General features: G+C 40.1%; 12 protein-coding genes. 3 read left to right on the top strand and 9 right to left on the bottom strand.

The window, feature by feature from the left end:
• Positions 1-31: 31 nt before the first annotated feature.
• From P2W71_RS17985 to P2W71_RS18015, 7 genes are all read right to left on the bottom strand, one after another.
• Positions 32-739, bottom strand: coding sequence for a SprT family zinc-dependent metalloprotease (locus P2W71_RS17985; RefSeq protein WP_276372700.1), 708 nt, complete (start codon positions 737-739; stop codon positions 32-34).
• Positions 739-3,771: an HsdR family type I site-specific deoxyribonuclease gene (locus tag P2W71_RS17990; protein ID WP_276372701.1), complete on the bottom strand. Its 3,033-nt coding sequence runs from the start codon at positions 3,769-3,771 to the stop codon at positions 739-741. Before P2W71_RS17990 ends, P2W71_RS17985 begins: the two co-directional genes overlap by 1 nt.
• Positions 3,768-5,027: a restriction endonuclease subunit S gene (locus P2W71_RS17995; protein ID WP_276372702.1), complete on the bottom strand. Its 1,260-nt coding sequence runs from the start codon at positions 5,025-5,027 to the stop codon at positions 3,768-3,770. Before P2W71_RS17995 ends, P2W71_RS17990 begins: the two co-directional genes overlap by 4 nt.
• Positions 5,018-7,507: a type I restriction-modification system subunit M gene (locus P2W71_RS18000; protein ID WP_276372703.1), complete on the bottom strand. Its 2,490-nt coding sequence runs from the start codon at positions 7,505-7,507 to the stop codon at positions 5,018-5,020. The genes P2W71_RS17995 and P2W71_RS18000 overlap by 10 nt, the downstream gene beginning before the upstream one ends.
• Before the next feature lie 63 nt (positions 7,508-7,570).
• Positions 7,571-8,251 carry a hypothetical protein gene (locus P2W71_RS18005; RefSeq protein ID WP_276372704.1) on the bottom strand — a complete coding sequence of 227 codons (681 nt, stop codon included), beginning with the start codon at positions 8,249-8,251 and terminating at the stop codon, positions 7,571-7,573.
• A 217-nt stretch (positions 8,252-8,468) separates the two neighbouring features.
• Positions 8,469-9,602, bottom strand: a complete 1,134-nt coding sequence (locus P2W71_RS18010; protein WP_276372705.1) for a PD-(D/E)XK nuclease family protein — start codon at positions 9,600-9,602, stop codon at positions 8,469-8,471.
• A 131-nt stretch (positions 9,603-9,733) separates the two neighbouring features.
• Positions 9,734-11,548, bottom strand: a complete 1,815-nt coding sequence (locus P2W71_RS18015; protein WP_276372706.1) for an ATP-dependent DNA helicase — start codon at positions 11,546-11,548, stop codon at positions 9,734-9,736.
• A 223-nt stretch (positions 11,549-11,771) separates the two neighbouring features.
• Between P2W71_RS18015 and P2W71_RS18020 the strand changes: the two genes are divergently transcribed.
• A complete protein-coding gene (locus tag P2W71_RS18020; RefSeq protein WP_276372707.1) occupies positions 11,772-12,407 on the top strand; it encodes a DUF6090 family protein in 636 nt (211 codons plus the stop codon).
• A gap of 213 nt (positions 12,408-12,620) precedes the next feature.
• Here the strand turns inward: P2W71_RS18020 and P2W71_RS18025 are convergent, their stop codons facing one another.
• Entirely contained in the window at positions 12,621-13,274 is a 654-nt protein-coding gene (locus tag P2W71_RS18025) for a Yip1 family protein (protein WP_276372708.1), read from the bottom strand.
• Positions 13,275-13,327: 53 nt separating this feature from the next.
• Entirely contained in the window at positions 13,328-14,044 is a 717-nt protein-coding gene (locus P2W71_RS18030; RefSeq protein WP_276372709.1) for a hypothetical protein, read from the bottom strand.
• A gap of 397 nt (positions 14,045-14,441) precedes the next feature.
• On the opposite strand from P2W71_RS18030, the gene P2W71_RS18035 reads away from it, so the two are divergent.
• A complete protein-coding gene (locus P2W71_RS18035) occupies positions 14,442-15,254 on the top strand; it encodes an AraC family transcriptional regulator (protein WP_276372710.1) in 813 nt (270 codons plus the stop codon).
• A gap of 52 nt (positions 15,255-15,306) precedes the next feature.
• Positions 15,307-15,807, top strand: coding sequence for a DUF1772 domain-containing protein (locus P2W71_RS18040; protein ID WP_276372711.1), 501 nt, complete (start codon positions 15,307-15,309; stop codon positions 15,805-15,807).
• The last annotated feature ends 79 nt before the right edge of the window (positions 15,808-15,886 follow it).

The following is a 15,886-nucleotide window of genomic DNA, read 5'->3' on the forward strand; positions in this document are numbered from 1 at the left end:
TTACCAACGACCATTCATTGAAACGTTAATTCTACGTCAAACCCTTACCCATCGGCAAACTATTTAACTCTTGCCTATACATCTTCCACTTTGGCAAATACCTATTCATGTACGCGAAGAAAATCTCATTATGTTTTCTTTCGAGCAAATGAACCATTTCATGCACTATAATAAATTCCAAACATTGAATCGGTTTCTTGGCGAGTTCAAGATTCAACCGGATCCGCTTTGCTTCAATTTTACATGTACCCCATTTGGTCTTCATGTGTCTGATTCCCCAGTCCTCAACAGAAACGTCGAGTATCCTTTCCCATTTTTCGATTAGGGGAGGGATTAATTGTTTTAACTGCTTACGATACCAGGCATTCAGTATCTTTTCACGTTGTTCGGCAGAGGTGACAGGTCGGACCTGCAATGTGAGGTACTTATTAGTTAATGTAATTAAAGGCGGCGCATTTTTTTCTTCCAGTCGAAGTAAATAGCGCTGCCCAAGAAAATAGTGGCTTTCACGCGGAACATAGTCTCTACGCGGTTCTCGGTCTTGCTTTTCGAATTTTCTCTGTTGTTTTCTGATCCAACCAATTCTGGAAACGAGATATAACCTGATTGTCTCATCATTTACGTTTCTTGGCGATGATAAACGAACGCTTCCCTTCGGCGGATAAACTGCCAAATGAATATTTTTTATGTCCTTCTTGACGACTTGTACTTTTAATGAGCCAATCTCCATCTTTCCCATTACTTATAATCTCGCTGGTTCTTTATGATTTCAAAAATCGTTTCAACTTTCTCGGGGTCTTTAACATATTTCCTGACAACATTTTTTACTTCTCTTTCTTTGATGGTGTTACCAACCCAGTTATCCTTTTTTGTGTATTGGATATCAGCATCCATCAACACTGAAAGTTTTTCATCCTTTTCGAGGTTGTCGTAAAGAGCACGCAAGGCTTCGGTACTAATCTTATCAGGATAATCTATACTCGTACCTTTAGGTTTAATTTTCTTTGCAAGTTCTTCGTATTTCTTCAGCTGTTCTTCGTACGCAATTGAACCTTCTTTCCGGAGTCTAATCAATTCAGCAAGTAGCACACTCATCTTTTCATAATACGCGGGATTGATAGGCATTTCCTGGATGATCGCTTTGCGCATGTTATTTTCAATCGTCTCTGCCATGGCAGATTTGCTGGCCTTGATACCTTTTGGAAGCTTGTCGATTGCTCCTCCGATGCCTTCCTCGACGATCAATTGCAACAGCGACATATCATCGAAGTTAGATAGCATGCGACTGGGATCTGCGCTTAAATACATGTCAAGCATCTGACGCATTTCAGGTTCATATTTCTTGAGGTCTATGTAATCGTTGCTGGCAATCTTGATCGAGTTTCTTAATTCAGTATAGTCACAGACTGTCTTTTTGATCTCCTCGGCTTCCCTCTCAGAATATCCTGCTTCAGTCATTTCGCTGGCCAGATTGTTATAGGCTCGAATTAAGGATACTGTTTCCTTGTATAAGGCAAGTCGTTTTTCTTCGGTTGATTTTAGGATATCCGGATCCTGGGTATTGCCACAGAAATAAGCGATGTGCTGATCCAGCTGTTTCGGAAAACTAACTGGCTCCAGTAACTGATGCATGGTCTCAAGGGCATCGTCCAATCGTTCCTTCGCTATTGTCAGTCGGTCTTTTAACAGTCCGTCGATATCAGACTTGTCAAAATTTTCAAAGGCATCGGATGTGTAATCATTGATGGATTTATTTAGACTATCAAAGAGATTTTTATAATCGACGATGTAACCAAATTCTTTGTCTTCTTTCTCCGTTCGGTTTACGCGGCAGATCGCTTGAAACAATCCATGGTCCTGCATCTGTTTATCGATATAGAGATACGTACATGAAGGTGCATCAAAACCCGTTAGAAGTTTATCAACCACAATGAGCAATTGCATGTTGGCAGGTTCGTCTTTGAATTTCTTCTTCGCTTCTTTTTCAAACGTTTCGCGATCCCTGCCATTCAGCATCTTTTGGTAGATCTCGTATTGTTCTATCTTTTCCGTATCGCCATCTCCGGTGGTTTCACCTTTAGTGCTGTTGGCGTTAGGTTCAAAGGATGTGATGATGGCACATTTTTTAAAGCCCATATTCTGAAAGATCTCATAGTAGCGGCAGGCTTCATAAATGCTCCTAGCGACGAGCATGGCGTTTCCATTTCCGGTGCGTAGCCGAGGTTTAATTTTGAAATCTTTTATTATATCAAAAACAATTTTTTCAAGGCGACTCTTGGTACTCAAGACCTTTTGCATAGTACCCCATTTCTGTTTTAGTTCAGCTTTCGGGAGATCGTTCATGCCTTTGGTTGTCATTTCAAACCAGTCATCGAGACCTTTTTGATCGAGCACGTGTTGATCTACATCACGGGCCTCATATAACAAATCAAGCACTACGCCATCGGTTACAGCCTCATCAAATTTGTAGGTATGTATGTAACGGCCGAATATTTCAATACTTTTTTTCTTATCTGATTTTAATAAGGGAGTGCCAGTGAAACCAATAAACAACGCATCCGGTAAAATCTTTTTCATCGCCTTATGAAGTTCCCCACTTTGCGACCGGTGACATTCATCGATAAAGACAAATAGATCTCCTTTTGGCTTAAAATCCTGCGGGACTTTAAGTTCTGTGATGAATTCATAACTGTCATCGTCCGAACCACCAAACTTATGGATGAGAGAGCACAGCAGCCAGGGCTGAGTTGCATTGAGTTTTTCTATCAAGTCTCTTCCACTTTTTGTACGATAAATTTTTTCCTCAACACCAAGAAATACCCCTTCGATCTGCTCATCCAGTTCTGTGCGATCGGTAAGAATTAACAAACGGGAATCCTGTACATTTTCCCTGATCCATTTCGCAAGCCACACCATGGTAAGACTTTTTCCGCTGCCTTGTGTATGCCAGATGATTCCGCCTTCTTTCCTTTGAATAAACTTCTGTGATTCCTTAACACCAAAAAATTGATTAGGACGACACAACTTCTTAATGCCCCCATCAAAGAGAATGAAGTTGTGAATCATTTCAATGAGACGCTCCTTCTCACACATTTGAAGTAAATGTGTATCTAAAAGGTTTTCTTCAGGCTTGTAGGTATAATTTTCCTCTTTCCATTTCAGGAAGAATTTTTCTGAAGTTTTGGTAGTACCATATTGAATGCCTTGCGTGTCATTGCCCGCAAGCACCAATTGTACCGTGCTATAAAATCTTTTGATGAAACGATTCTCCTGGTTATCGAGGTTTTGGCGGATGGCTTCGCTTACCGGTATACTTCCTTTTTTTAATTCAATAACGCATAACGCAATACCATTTACATAGAGAACAAGATCAGGGCGTTTGATACGTTCGCCTTTTACAGTGACCTCTTCGGCGATGGCAAAATCATTTTCCAAAGGATTATGCCAGTCGATTAAAAACACGGTTTCTTTTTGGTCACCCGTTTCGCCTTTTACTTTGATGCCATAGCGAAGTAGTGAATAAACAGATTTATTTACATTGTAAAGATCGTTGCTCTGATCGCTCGCAGCCTTTTTGAAATCAAAGATGGCTTTGTTGATGAGTGTTGGATCGTATTTCTTTTTATCTCTGAGAAAACTGATTAAAATATCTTCTTCAATGTTGCTATTGTTTTCCCGCTCGTACCAGTTTCCCAAATACCGATACTTCAATTGTTTTTGAAACAAATTGATTATCCTGTTTTGGGTATCGCGTTCGGACTTGACGATCATACCAATCTTATTTTGCCTGTGAGCAGATTCTGCATCATGCCAAATTTTAGTTTCTTAAACTTTTCAAGCTTGGCCTCAAGGCTAGTAATTTCCATATCCATGTCGTTAAGAATCATGGCGATGGCATTTTGTTCAGTCTTCTCGGTAGGGAAAGAAAGGCGTATTCTCTTAAGAGATTCTTGGTTGATGTTTGTGTTGGCGCTTACCGTGCTAGCATCCATTATTTTTTGCCGAAATCCTTCTTCGTAGAAACAATATTTTTTAAACAGGTGGTCAAAAACGTCGAAGTCCCTATATCGAATTAAAAATCCACTATACACTGTGTCTGATAAATCTTCGTCGACCAAAGATGTCAAACCAACTCCCGTGGGTTTAACAGATGACCTAATAAATAATACATCTCCTCGTTTTAAATTGTAGGTACTTCGATCAACTGGATTTGAATTCACTAATCCTAATTTGCTCTTCGAATTTATAGTTGGTATTCCAAAAACATCCATAAGATTTACAAACGGGAAACCAAAACCAAAATCCTCTTTACCTTTATTGATGCCGTTCCTAAATTCACCTATTTCACCTAGACTAAGATCTTTCCACAAACCAGAAAATCCTGCCAGCCTTTCGCGGCCGTTCAACAACTCCTGCATTGCGCCTTGTTTGATGTTGCGTTTTTTGGCAATGAGTTTTTCTAAACTAGTGATGAGTGCATCTGTATCGGATAAGGCAGTGGCAATAGCCGTTTGTTCGGCTTTGGTCGGTGGGACCGGAATGGGTAACATTTTATATTCCATTCCATTTATTCCTGGCTGGCCACTCCTCATGGAATTGGCCCGAATCCAATTGCTATAGATATTCGTTTGTGTCCAAAATTTCAAATAGTTTGAATCCAAAATATTTTTATTAGCCTGAACCCTAATTAGAAATCCCGCAAATACTAACTCTCCATCGTTCTTGTCATACAAATATGTTTTTCCTACGCTAGCACCAGTTCGCGCAAATACCAAATCACCCTCCTCTAAATAATAGAACTTGGATAAAGGGTGATCAACGGAAACCTTGTCAGACTTTAGGAATTTGCCATCTTCTGATATATCTGTAATACGTAAGTATGTAGGTAAGGAATTTTTGAAAGATGTTGCTGCAGCATTTAAGCCATAATTGGGATTTCTAAACAAACATTCACCTAGGATTTTTACTTGCCAGTCAATTGGAATGTTTCCGACATCTGTTTGCTTAAAACCGTTTTCTAACCCCATACAAATCCCATTTTCTTAAGATGTATCTTTACTTTTTCTTCCATTTCTCCAACTTCATAAGAAAGTTTAGGTAAAGGAGTTTCGTAACGTTCTGCGAGTTCCTTAATGCGCTGTGTTAGCGCCTGGCTTACGCGTTCCATTTCTGATTTAATATCCTTTTCAATAACAGCCATCCATTTGTCATCTACGACCAAGGTTTTTATTTCATTTTCAGAAAGTGTCTTATAACGAGCGATCACTTTCATATCCAAATCAGCTGTAGTCTCACTTAGCTTCATCTTAGCTTTGGATTCAGTTTCCGTTAAGTCCAGATATTTTCTCAATACATCGAGTTCTGTTTCCAGCTCTTCAACTTCGGCTTCAGCTTTCGCTTTGTATTTGACTTTCGGCTCAGCAGCAATTTTGTATTCTGTTTTATCTTCAGCTTTTTCCAATTCCTTCATACGCTTCTGCACTGAAGCTTTGTTCACTTTTTCAATGGTTGCAAAGTATCCTTCTTCGCCCGAGTGTTCTTCCACTAAAGCTTCAATTTCTGCCGCAGCAGCTTCACGGTAAGTTTCGAATGTTTCTATCGCTTGTTTTTCTTTTGCAAAGAATCGGTCAATAACCAACTGCGGTGGAACGAGGTCGCACGTCCAGCCTTTGTCTATATCTTTTCCCTGTTTGTTCTTTACCAGAATTCTGTACGGTTCTGCTTTCCATCCGTCCACTGCTATAAGGTAAACATCATCCTGCATGGTCTCATTCCAATAGTTCATCAGGTGCTGATAGATATCGTACTTATCCAGCAAGTCTTTGTCAGTATATGCTTTCAAAATATCCTCCGATATCTGAAAGATCACCTGCTTGGGCTTTACACCTGGCTTGATGTCTTTCAGGAGTTTTGAAGTCTTCTTTTTCCAATCTGCAAACACATCATCCATAAGCTTACTGAAGGATACAAATTCCTTGTGGTTGAAAATCGTCGTGTTAATCTGATCAGCCGGAACTTTGAGCATAAAGTACTGTGCACGCTTGCCCTTCGAGAACAAGTCATTCTTTAATGTAGGATACACTTTCCAGTATTTCTCCAGCGCTTCAATATCTGCATTTGGAATATCTCCATTTAGGTGTGCATCAATATCCTGTATGTCCTCTGGCTCCTGGCTGTCAATGTACCTAGGAATATTCAGGTTGTAATAGTTCTTCTCATCACTGATCTCCTTGAACTTAACCAACCTGCTGTATTTCGGAATCTCAAGTTGCTTGTTAAACACATCCACAATCTTATGGATGTCCTGCTCGCGCAAACGGTTTTTGTTACCGTCTTTCATAAAACCTTTGCTGCCATCGATCATGAAAATGCCTTCGCGCTTCTCTGAGTTTTCCTTGTCAACCACAATAATACAAGCAGGAATACCAGTGCCGTAAAATAAGTTTGTCGGCAACCCTATGATTCCTTTAATATATTTCTTTTCAATAAGATTTTTTCTGATCTGCCCTTCAGCACCACCTCTAAACAAAACCCCATGCGGGAGAATGCATGCCCCTTTACCAGTACTTTTCAATGAACGCACAATGTGAAGCAGAAAAGCGTAGTCACCATTTTTCTCAGGTGGAATGCCATAACCAGTGAAGCGATCGTACAGATCATCGGAAGGATTAAAACCATTGCTCCAGTTCACCAAAGAAAACGGAGGATTAGCTACGACGAAATCAAAGGTCTTTAGATTACCGTCTTTATCCTCAAACAACGGATTAGAGAGTGTACTTTGTCCTTTCGTTATTTCGGCAGTAGGATGATTATGTAAGATCATATTCATCCGCGCGAGGGCAGCAGTCGCTACATCTTTTTCCTGACCATAGATTGTCACGGCATGTTCCGCTTCATCCACGGCCTTGAGTAGGAGGGATCCCGAACCACACGTAGGGTCATAAATTGTCTGGCTTCTTTTTGTTGCATTATTAATCCCAATAACCTTAGCGATTACACGGCTTACTTCGGCTGGTGTATAAAATTGTCCTTTGCTTTTTCCGCTCTCTGTTGCGAAATGCATCATGAGATATTCATAAGCATCGCCCAAAATATCATCACCACTTGCCCGGTTCTTACTAAAGTCAAGCGCAGGATTTTCAAAGATTGAAATTAAGTCGGTAAGCTTGTCGATCATCTCCTTACCTTTTCCGAGCTTATCTTCATCATTGAAGTCAGCCACGTCGATTACACCTTTGAGATCATTCGCATGGGCAAGCTTACCAATGATTTTGTTAAAGCCATCGCCAATCTCCTTTTTACCTTTCAGTTCGGCCATGTCTTTGAATCCACCACCCTTCGGTATCTCAATCAACGCATCAGCCTTACCAGCATATTTATCAGAAACATATTTTACGAACAACAGGGTGAGTACATAGTCCTTATAAGTTGAAGGGTCCATACCGCCACGGAGTGCGTCGCAGCCGGCCCAGATATGAGAGTAAAGTTCAGATTTCTTAATTGCCATAGGGAATCAAAGGAAAATCACAAGTTTAAAGAAAGTTTAAGTCATATGCGACTGCACGTTGGATTAGATGAATTTTGAAAGCGCTGTTCGCAAAACTTCGGAATCCTTTGAACGATTTCGCCTTAACCGTTTTGATGAAGTATGATCGAACTTGTCATAATTAAACTCTATAAGCGAAATGCCTTGTATGGGTAATACAGTTCTTCTGCGCTGGTCATAGAGTTTTCGCTGCTCACCTCTTCCGACACCACTCACTGTATCCCGTCGATCGAAAAATTTTGCTGGCTCAGTATGCTGCCGTTCTTTGTATTCGATAACCAGTTTAATATCAGAATAATATGCATCTACCGGTAGTCTCGTACCTGCATCTCCAAGCAAGAAATCAAAACGGTGTTGTCGCGAAGCTTTCCGATTAAGCACTTGATCGCATAGGTCAATGATGTAACATTCGTCGCTGCTATCAGCTTTGTTGCTGGATTGGGATAAACCTGACTTGGCTTTATTTATGGGTGCGACAGCATCGACTTTATGCGCTTTTTGGCTACCACCAATAATTTTGACAACGCGCAAAAAATCTCTTTCAGTATAGCCACCTGATAGACCAAAATCAGATGCATAAAAACCAAGAACCCGGATTTTTGCCCTAATACCCTTCTGTTCGGCCGTCCCAGCTGAAAGCTTCTTTTTGATAAGTTTTACAATCTCATCTGCTTCTGCTTTTGTAAAAGTAGATCTGCCTTTCATGGTTGTATTAATCTAAAAATGACAAAGCCCATCCCTGGCCACATTATATGACCGAGGATGGGCTCCTTGGTTCCGAAATTATAAATATTATATAAGAATTCAATCGACTCCACAAAGTCTGATCTAAAACTATGCAATTACAGGATAACTCCCCTTCTCTTCTAAAATCAAACGTCCTGCATACTTTTACCGCTGGCGCTAGACGTTGCCTCAGCTCTTAAGGCTTTGCCCCGGTATTGCTTATATCGCTACCATGTAAATATTTGCGAACCATTTCATAAGCATCAGAAAAGTCTACCACAATTTTTTGATGTAATGTTTCAGCAAGATGTTCTAGCTCCGGGAGACTTAAAGTGTAATCTTTAAATGCTAAGTGAGCCCACGACTTGTTTGATTGGTGGTCATCAGCAAGCGTGGAGTAAAATCCTTTTTCGTTTAACAGGGTTCTTAAATCTACTTCTTTTGACAATCCTTCACTATATATTTCCAATATCACTCTTATAGATGGTTCATTTGTTAGTATGTTTTCAATCCCGAAAACATAATAAACCCATGACTTTTCATCCCAGATGTGACGCCATGAGACACTATTTCCCAGAAGTTTCATTTGTAGTTTCTCGCTTAGAATTTGGAGTTGAGTAATTACATGGGATCGAGCTGCATCATAAGTGTCTTTTGCCCTCAAAACTTTCGAAGTATACTCGAAGAAAAACTTTGCATCAGGACTCATTGTATTACCTTTTTTTATTGTTTCCATATTCTTAATAAAGTCAGTTAAATAGACATATTCATTGGACGTTAGATCATGAGGGAGTCCTCTGGACTTGATTCCGTTAATCCATTCTTCATGTGTAATGTTGAGGTATTCAAGATGAGCATATTCCTTTGGTGTGTTAGTCGGGCTGACCGTAAGTAAAATTCCAACTTTATTTTCTGGTATTGATTTGATGCTATCCCAATAATCTTCCAAGTCATTATGTATGCCGCTAAATATTTTATTCTCAACGATAATGGCAGAGTCTTCAGCCCTGCATATATCATCGCCACTTTTAATTAACAAATCAATCCTGTTCCCCTTGTTTGTAAAATATTCCGTGTAACAACGATAATTATCAAATTGAAATTTCTTATCGAATGATTTAGCTTGGACTATTTCTAAGAGTGTAGAGAAAAATAAATCCGCAATCGCTTTATTTTTTTTGGGATTTAGAAAATATGCATAGATCATGGTGATGGTATTCTCATGATATTGAACTTCTACGATATCCATAAAACCATCGTCTCTTTGCTTCGGAATTGGGATTTCCAATAGTAAAAATTTTAGTAAATCATCGTCTAAATTTAATGGCATATATTTTTTGGCCGTTTAGAATGACTTAAGGCGAATCAACTTGATTTCCATTTTACATAATGCAAATCGACTGACTAAGGCATTCGCACATTACATAATCGTTAGCGTATATGCGTAATTGCATATAGTTCCTATATGTGTAAAATGTTTTGGCATGTTTTATAAAATTCAATCAATCTGATATCTTGGATAATGTCATCCTTTTTTATTTTCCTTTTCAATATTATTCCGCTCAATTTTTTGCAGCGACTCAATGCAGTGTACAACTGACCATTTATAAACGCACCAGAACCTAAATCTATGACCACATTACTAAATGTTAGCCCTTGGCTTTTGTGTATGGTTATAGCCCAAGCCAGTTTGATGGGATATTGTGTAAAAGTTCCTTTGGCTTCGGATGTTATTCGCCCTTTGCCTCTGTCGTATTTGTATCCTCTATAGTCCCAAGTTTCTTTCTCTATACTATGGACGCTTCCATCCGGAAGCTTAACTTCAATTATATCATCCGCTACAAATTCGACTTTGCCAATTGTTCCGTTTACCCACCTTCGATCGCCGCTTAAGTCATTTTTAATGAAGATTACTTGGGCTCCCTTTTTTAGATACAAAGTACCATTCACGGAAAGCTTTTCTTCATCGAAGTCACCCTTAACATCACCTTTGAATGTATAAAGCATTAATGAAATTTCTCCCAATCGTTTCGCGTTCTCGGTATTCGCTATCGAATTGTTTGTTGTCAGCGTTATCACATAGTCGTTCTTTTTTGGAATGTAGTTTGGATCATATCTCTCATTAAGCTTTCTTAGAATACCGTCGTCTACATCGCAATTCCTCACTTTGTCCAATAGCTCAACAAATTCTAGATCTTCTCGCTGACGCTGCGATTTGGTGAATTCAAAAAAAATTGGATCGAGTTGCTTATATGCGTCGCAATCAAAAAAGTAGGGACTGTTGTATAACTCATTAAACAGAAAACGGTCGACATCATCACTATCCTTTGTGACTGGAGGGAGTTGAAATATGTCGCCAACAAATATGATTTGTTTCCCCCCAAACAACTTTTCAGGATCGCCTCCATTATTTCGGAGAGAATAATCTATCGCTTGTAATAGATCTGCACGAAGCATTGAGACCTCATCGATGATTATGATATCGAGGTCTTCAATAATTTTTCGCTTCGGGTCATTTTCCAGAAACACCTTAATGTCTTCATCTCCTGGCAACAAAGCCCTCGTAGGAAATTTAAAAAATGAGTGTAGTGTAACTCCACCTATATTCATCGCTGCAATTCCTGTGAACGCAGTGAGTATGACCTCTTTCTTTGTTTTCTGTGTAAAGAAATGAATAAATGTAGATTTTCCAGTTCCAGCCTTTCCGGAGATAAAAAAGCTCCTGCTGGAATTTTCTATTGTATCAAAGAGTTTCTTTACGACCGGATCGTCTTCGTATCCATCCGGAATTTTAAAGTCTCGCTTGGAAATATCTCTCACTTCTGAATCGAATATTGCCAATTGCTTTTGGCCATTCTCGATACGTATGAAAAAATATATGTCTCCGATATTCTCGGAAAAAGGATTGTTAAGGCTAAGGCTGTCCCGATGATGCGCTAACGTTCTTAATAAGAAAAAACACTTTTGCATAAATACATGGAAGTCGCCTGGCGCTAAATCGAAGTGCGATATAACCGCTTCCTTTCGTAGTCTTACACCGATAAAGTGTAAATATCTAAGAGCAGTTTCAATACTAATTGATCGGTCAATTTCATAATGTCCATTGTAGAAGGTTTGGAAACCTGCTGGATACTGCTTTGGATAATCTTCTTCGGTTCTTCCGTAGAACAACTGCCGTGCGAACTTATTCTTAAAAGTGCTGGATGCTTTATCAACGAGTGGGCACTTGTTGAAATTCTCAATCCATTTTTTATGAATACTATTGTTACTCGCCATATGCTATCCGAAAATATTTTAATGATTCCAGGTGGGCTATGGATCAGAGCGGATCAGGTGGGTCAAGGAATCGATGAAAGATAATTATTAAGACGGAAAGAGCAAAGCCGTTGTTCAAACCCATGTTGTCAGATGAATTTGCATTTACTATATTTAAAACGGAGCCCATCCCGAGAACAGAAAACTGTTCTTAGGATGGGCTTTTCCTTTAAATAAATCATATATGAGAAATAATGTAATTAAGCTTTTAACAGAATTCGTTTTGGTGTTCTTGGGCGTTCTCCTCGCGTTTCTTACCAGCAATTGGGCCGAACGGAAAAGAGATGAAAAATACGTAAAGGCCATTTTTGACAACCTAATTCAAGATGTGCGCAATGATAGCAGTCAGGTGATAGAAGCGATTTCTTCTTTAAAAATGCAACATGATAGTTTACAAATACTAATTGACCATTTGGGCTCAATGAATTTGGAAAAAGCAGATCGTCATATCTATTGGACTTACTTTTCTTACAATGTATTCGATCCTACTACAAAGAGCTTCGAGTCGATGGTGTTTGGAGGAGATATGAAATTGGTAAACGATTTAAACGCTGTTAGAAGGATGAAAGAACTAGATCATCTGAATAAAAAGTTAGGCGAAATCCATGAGAAGTATTACTTAGCAATTGAATCTTTTAGAAATAGTTTTATATGTCATTACAATATGGATCAGTTTACATTCGAATCAATTCCGCGTGAGAAAAGGATTGAGTTTTGGAACAGAGTTAATTTCCTTAAAGCGAATGTTAAATACTACTATGAAGCGCTGGTACTGGCGCAAACAAAATACAATTCGCTTTTAAAGGAACTTGAATCGTAATGTAATAAGCTTGGCATGTTTGTTACCATACCATACAACGTCCAGCCCAGCGCGGTCCCCGAATTGGTGCAAGTCTTCCAACGTGGGTTGAGCGGTGGCGCGAGACCTATGTTGCAGTCTTGCGGGCCGCTGCCGCAAAAAAACTTTTAGTTATTCACTAAATTTATTTCCTCAATATGCTTCCTTCCAACAACTCGTTCCATCTTCTGATTTTTAATCCAGGGCCAATACAAAGAGAAATACGATTGTTACTATGAGTAGTCCGGGAAGGAGGAGGTTTAAAATAGCTTTGCCTATAGAGAATTTTTGAACTTCTGAAATACCCACAACCGCAAAACAAATGGTCCAAATGCCGAAAACTACTTGAATGATTAAAGCGACATAATAAAATGCTTGCATAAACAGACTGCTGTCGTCCAGATTTACTTCACTTTGAAACATACGGTTTCCGAAAAATGCAATTTGTAAAATAACCACTAGCAATGATAATATGGTAGGGAACATCGCGTAGGCTAAAATTCTGAGCACCATCGCGGTGCTGGCAACACCGTTCAGCGCTTTGCCCATCCAGCTTACCAGCGCTGCATAAATATAATAGGTCATCCATCCAAACGCCCCACCTACAAAGATGCTCATGACAAGTACAGTGGGCAAAGACATCGTATCACCCATGTTTTTCGTTGATGCCCTGTCGAGCCCTCTTCCAATTGATGCAAGTACTAGTAAAATGTGCGTATACTTATCATGATGATAATCGGTAATGTATCTAAAAACTAAGCGGGGTTGGGACCATAGTTTTGTAAAGATTTCTTTGTCGGCGTATTCCACCGGTTTCTTAGCCGGGTCAAGATTGCTGGCTTCTGGCATTTGTTCTGAACGGTTGGTACAACAAGTATTTTAATGGATACTGCTTCAATGCTTCAGCTACCTCCAAACTTTTTGAATAGGCTGAAAATAATAAGCGCTACAATGAACAATGAAAAGTAAGCTACCCCTTTCGTCCGGGAATCGATATTCTTGTTGGTAACGCTTATGTAAAAGCTTGACACTAAAATTAAAACCAAAAGAATTCCACAGGCAATGGAGAATATGTTGTTGGTTATATAAAAATGACCCACAAAAAGTCCCGGCACAATCAATACAATCGGAAATACCATTTGCTCAACAAAAGATTTTTTGGTGTGCACAATTATCGGTTTGATAGCATTCAATGCCTTTTCCAATTGTTCATAATTGTCTACCTGCGACGGTACACCTATTGCATTCAGCTTACTGTCACCTTCGATACAAAAGGTTCCAGACGAACGCTTAGTAATTCGCTGCACATCCTTTCTGTAGATGACCATAACTGGTGTATTCAAGCGCTCACGTGTGATCTTCTCATCGTCAATGACAAGTTTAAAGCTTTCAAATAACGCTTTTTGTCTCTTCACGGCATTTCTTATGCTGAACGCAAAAATGCCACCAAACAAAACAATCATATAAGGTGAGCTACCCACGTTTGCAGGGTCATCTGAGATCAGCATCGGCAACCCGATTACAAAAAAAAGAACGACGCAAAAAATAAAGGCTGTAACCTTTATTATCTTATTCTGAATGTCCTTAAAGCTATCGGGTCTGACGGTGAATTGTTGCATTTTACATCGGTGTTAAGGAGGGTAAATTACTAACCCGATTAACAATATCATAATTCTGATTCCGCAAACTGGAGCAAGTCTTGCGGCGTTGGCTTATGAGCCCGGGAGACTGGGTACCTACTTTGATTGTCTTCCAGACTGCGGCTTCCTCGATTAAATTTGAGTCCGATACGCCCGATCAAATGCATCTGTTCCGCGCCAAAAAATGCGGAGGTCGATTTAGATTTTCTGTGGCGCGATGTGCGTTGACCATTAGGCGGCGGGTTAACACCCGCCGCTAGTGATGACGCCCCGTTGGGGCTATCGCAGATAAAACAGGTGTCCGATTTTATTGACCTGGCGTGGAAATAACCATTTCCCGTCTTATCCGTATACCCGGAAATCGATTGATTGATCCATGGAATTCCAACGCGAAACTGCCGTGCATCCGGCGCTCCGAAATATCATACGCCACTTCTGGCAAGTCAATCGCCACAACGGAAAACTGATTAAGGAAAAAATTATCCCAAAAGGGAGTGTTGAGATTATTTTCAATTTGCACGACGATTCCAATGCAATTCCTGGCGTCATCGGTGACCGCCATTTCACTGTACCACGTTGTTTTATTTCAGGTTTCAATACCGTGCCAATCCACCTACAGCTACCAGGGCACCAATTCTTTTTTGGCGTATACATGAATCCCACGTCGCTGCCTAAGATTTTTCGTATCCATGGAAAAGACTATGCTAATCAGTGCGCAGACTTAACCCTGCTCGATGCCTCCATGCATTCGCTCTGGCACCAGTTGGCAGAACAAAAGACATTCACCGAACGGATCACGGTATTTACATCCTGGATGATGAAGCGACTTCCGGAAATCTCGAAGCATGAAAAGATGTTCGACAACTTCCTGACATCATCTTTGGATCGGTCACTTTCCGCTGATGATCTGTCGAAAATGCTGTGCTATTCCCCGCGACATTTGTCGCGAAAGCTTTATGCGCTAACCGCCATGAACGTCGAACAGACCCTTGTATTCAAGCGATACAATCGGGCCATCGACTTGATGCATCACTCGTCACTACTGCTTACCGAAATAGCGCATAGCTGCGACTTTTCTGATCAGTCTCATTTCACGAAGACATTCAAATCTTTTGCCGGCATGAAGCCTACGGAATATCGGGCGGCTAAAAGTCACGTGTCGGGTCATATCTTTGATGTTGTCCGTTAAATACAATTCAGACTGATTGCGTTGATGCACTTTTGCATAAAAAAAACGCAACATGAACTTCAGAAACATTCTTTACGCTTTAACCTGTTTGTCATTTTCAGTAATTGTTGGCGCTGCCATTTATGAGCACACTGCCCTCTGGCCTGCTGCTTTTTCGGAGATCCCAAAATCGCTGACGGTATTCCAGGGAGCTTACCATTTAAATGCCCCGGCTTTCTGGATGCCGGTACATCCTGTCACACTGTTGTTGTTTGTGATCACCTTGTTCCTCAATTGGAAAACAGATAGAAAGAGAAATGTGCTGATTGTTTTCGGGAGCTATGTATTTATTTTATTGGTAACATCCATATATTTTGTCCCCGAACTAATCGACCTGACAGGAACACCATATAGTGATACGATAGATGAATCATTGCAAACCCGCGGAGATCGGTGGGTAGCTTTAAGTCTGGTGAGAATGGTATTCATGATTGTATTGGCCATGATACTTTTGTTGGGATTAACGAAGCCGGAGAAGGCCGAAGGATTGCAAGGAAAATTTCAGAAGGAGTAGTATTGTGCGGGGGACGATGATTTTAAAATTCCGGTTAAACTGTAGAGCCGCTGGGGACAGAGAGAGAGCTACGCAAAGG

The sequence above is a fragment of the Chryseolinea sp. H1M3-3 genome (assembly GCF_029360725.1).
Taxonomy (GTDB): Bacteria; Bacteroidota; Bacteroidia; order Cytophagales; family Cyclobacteriaceae; genus Chryseolinea.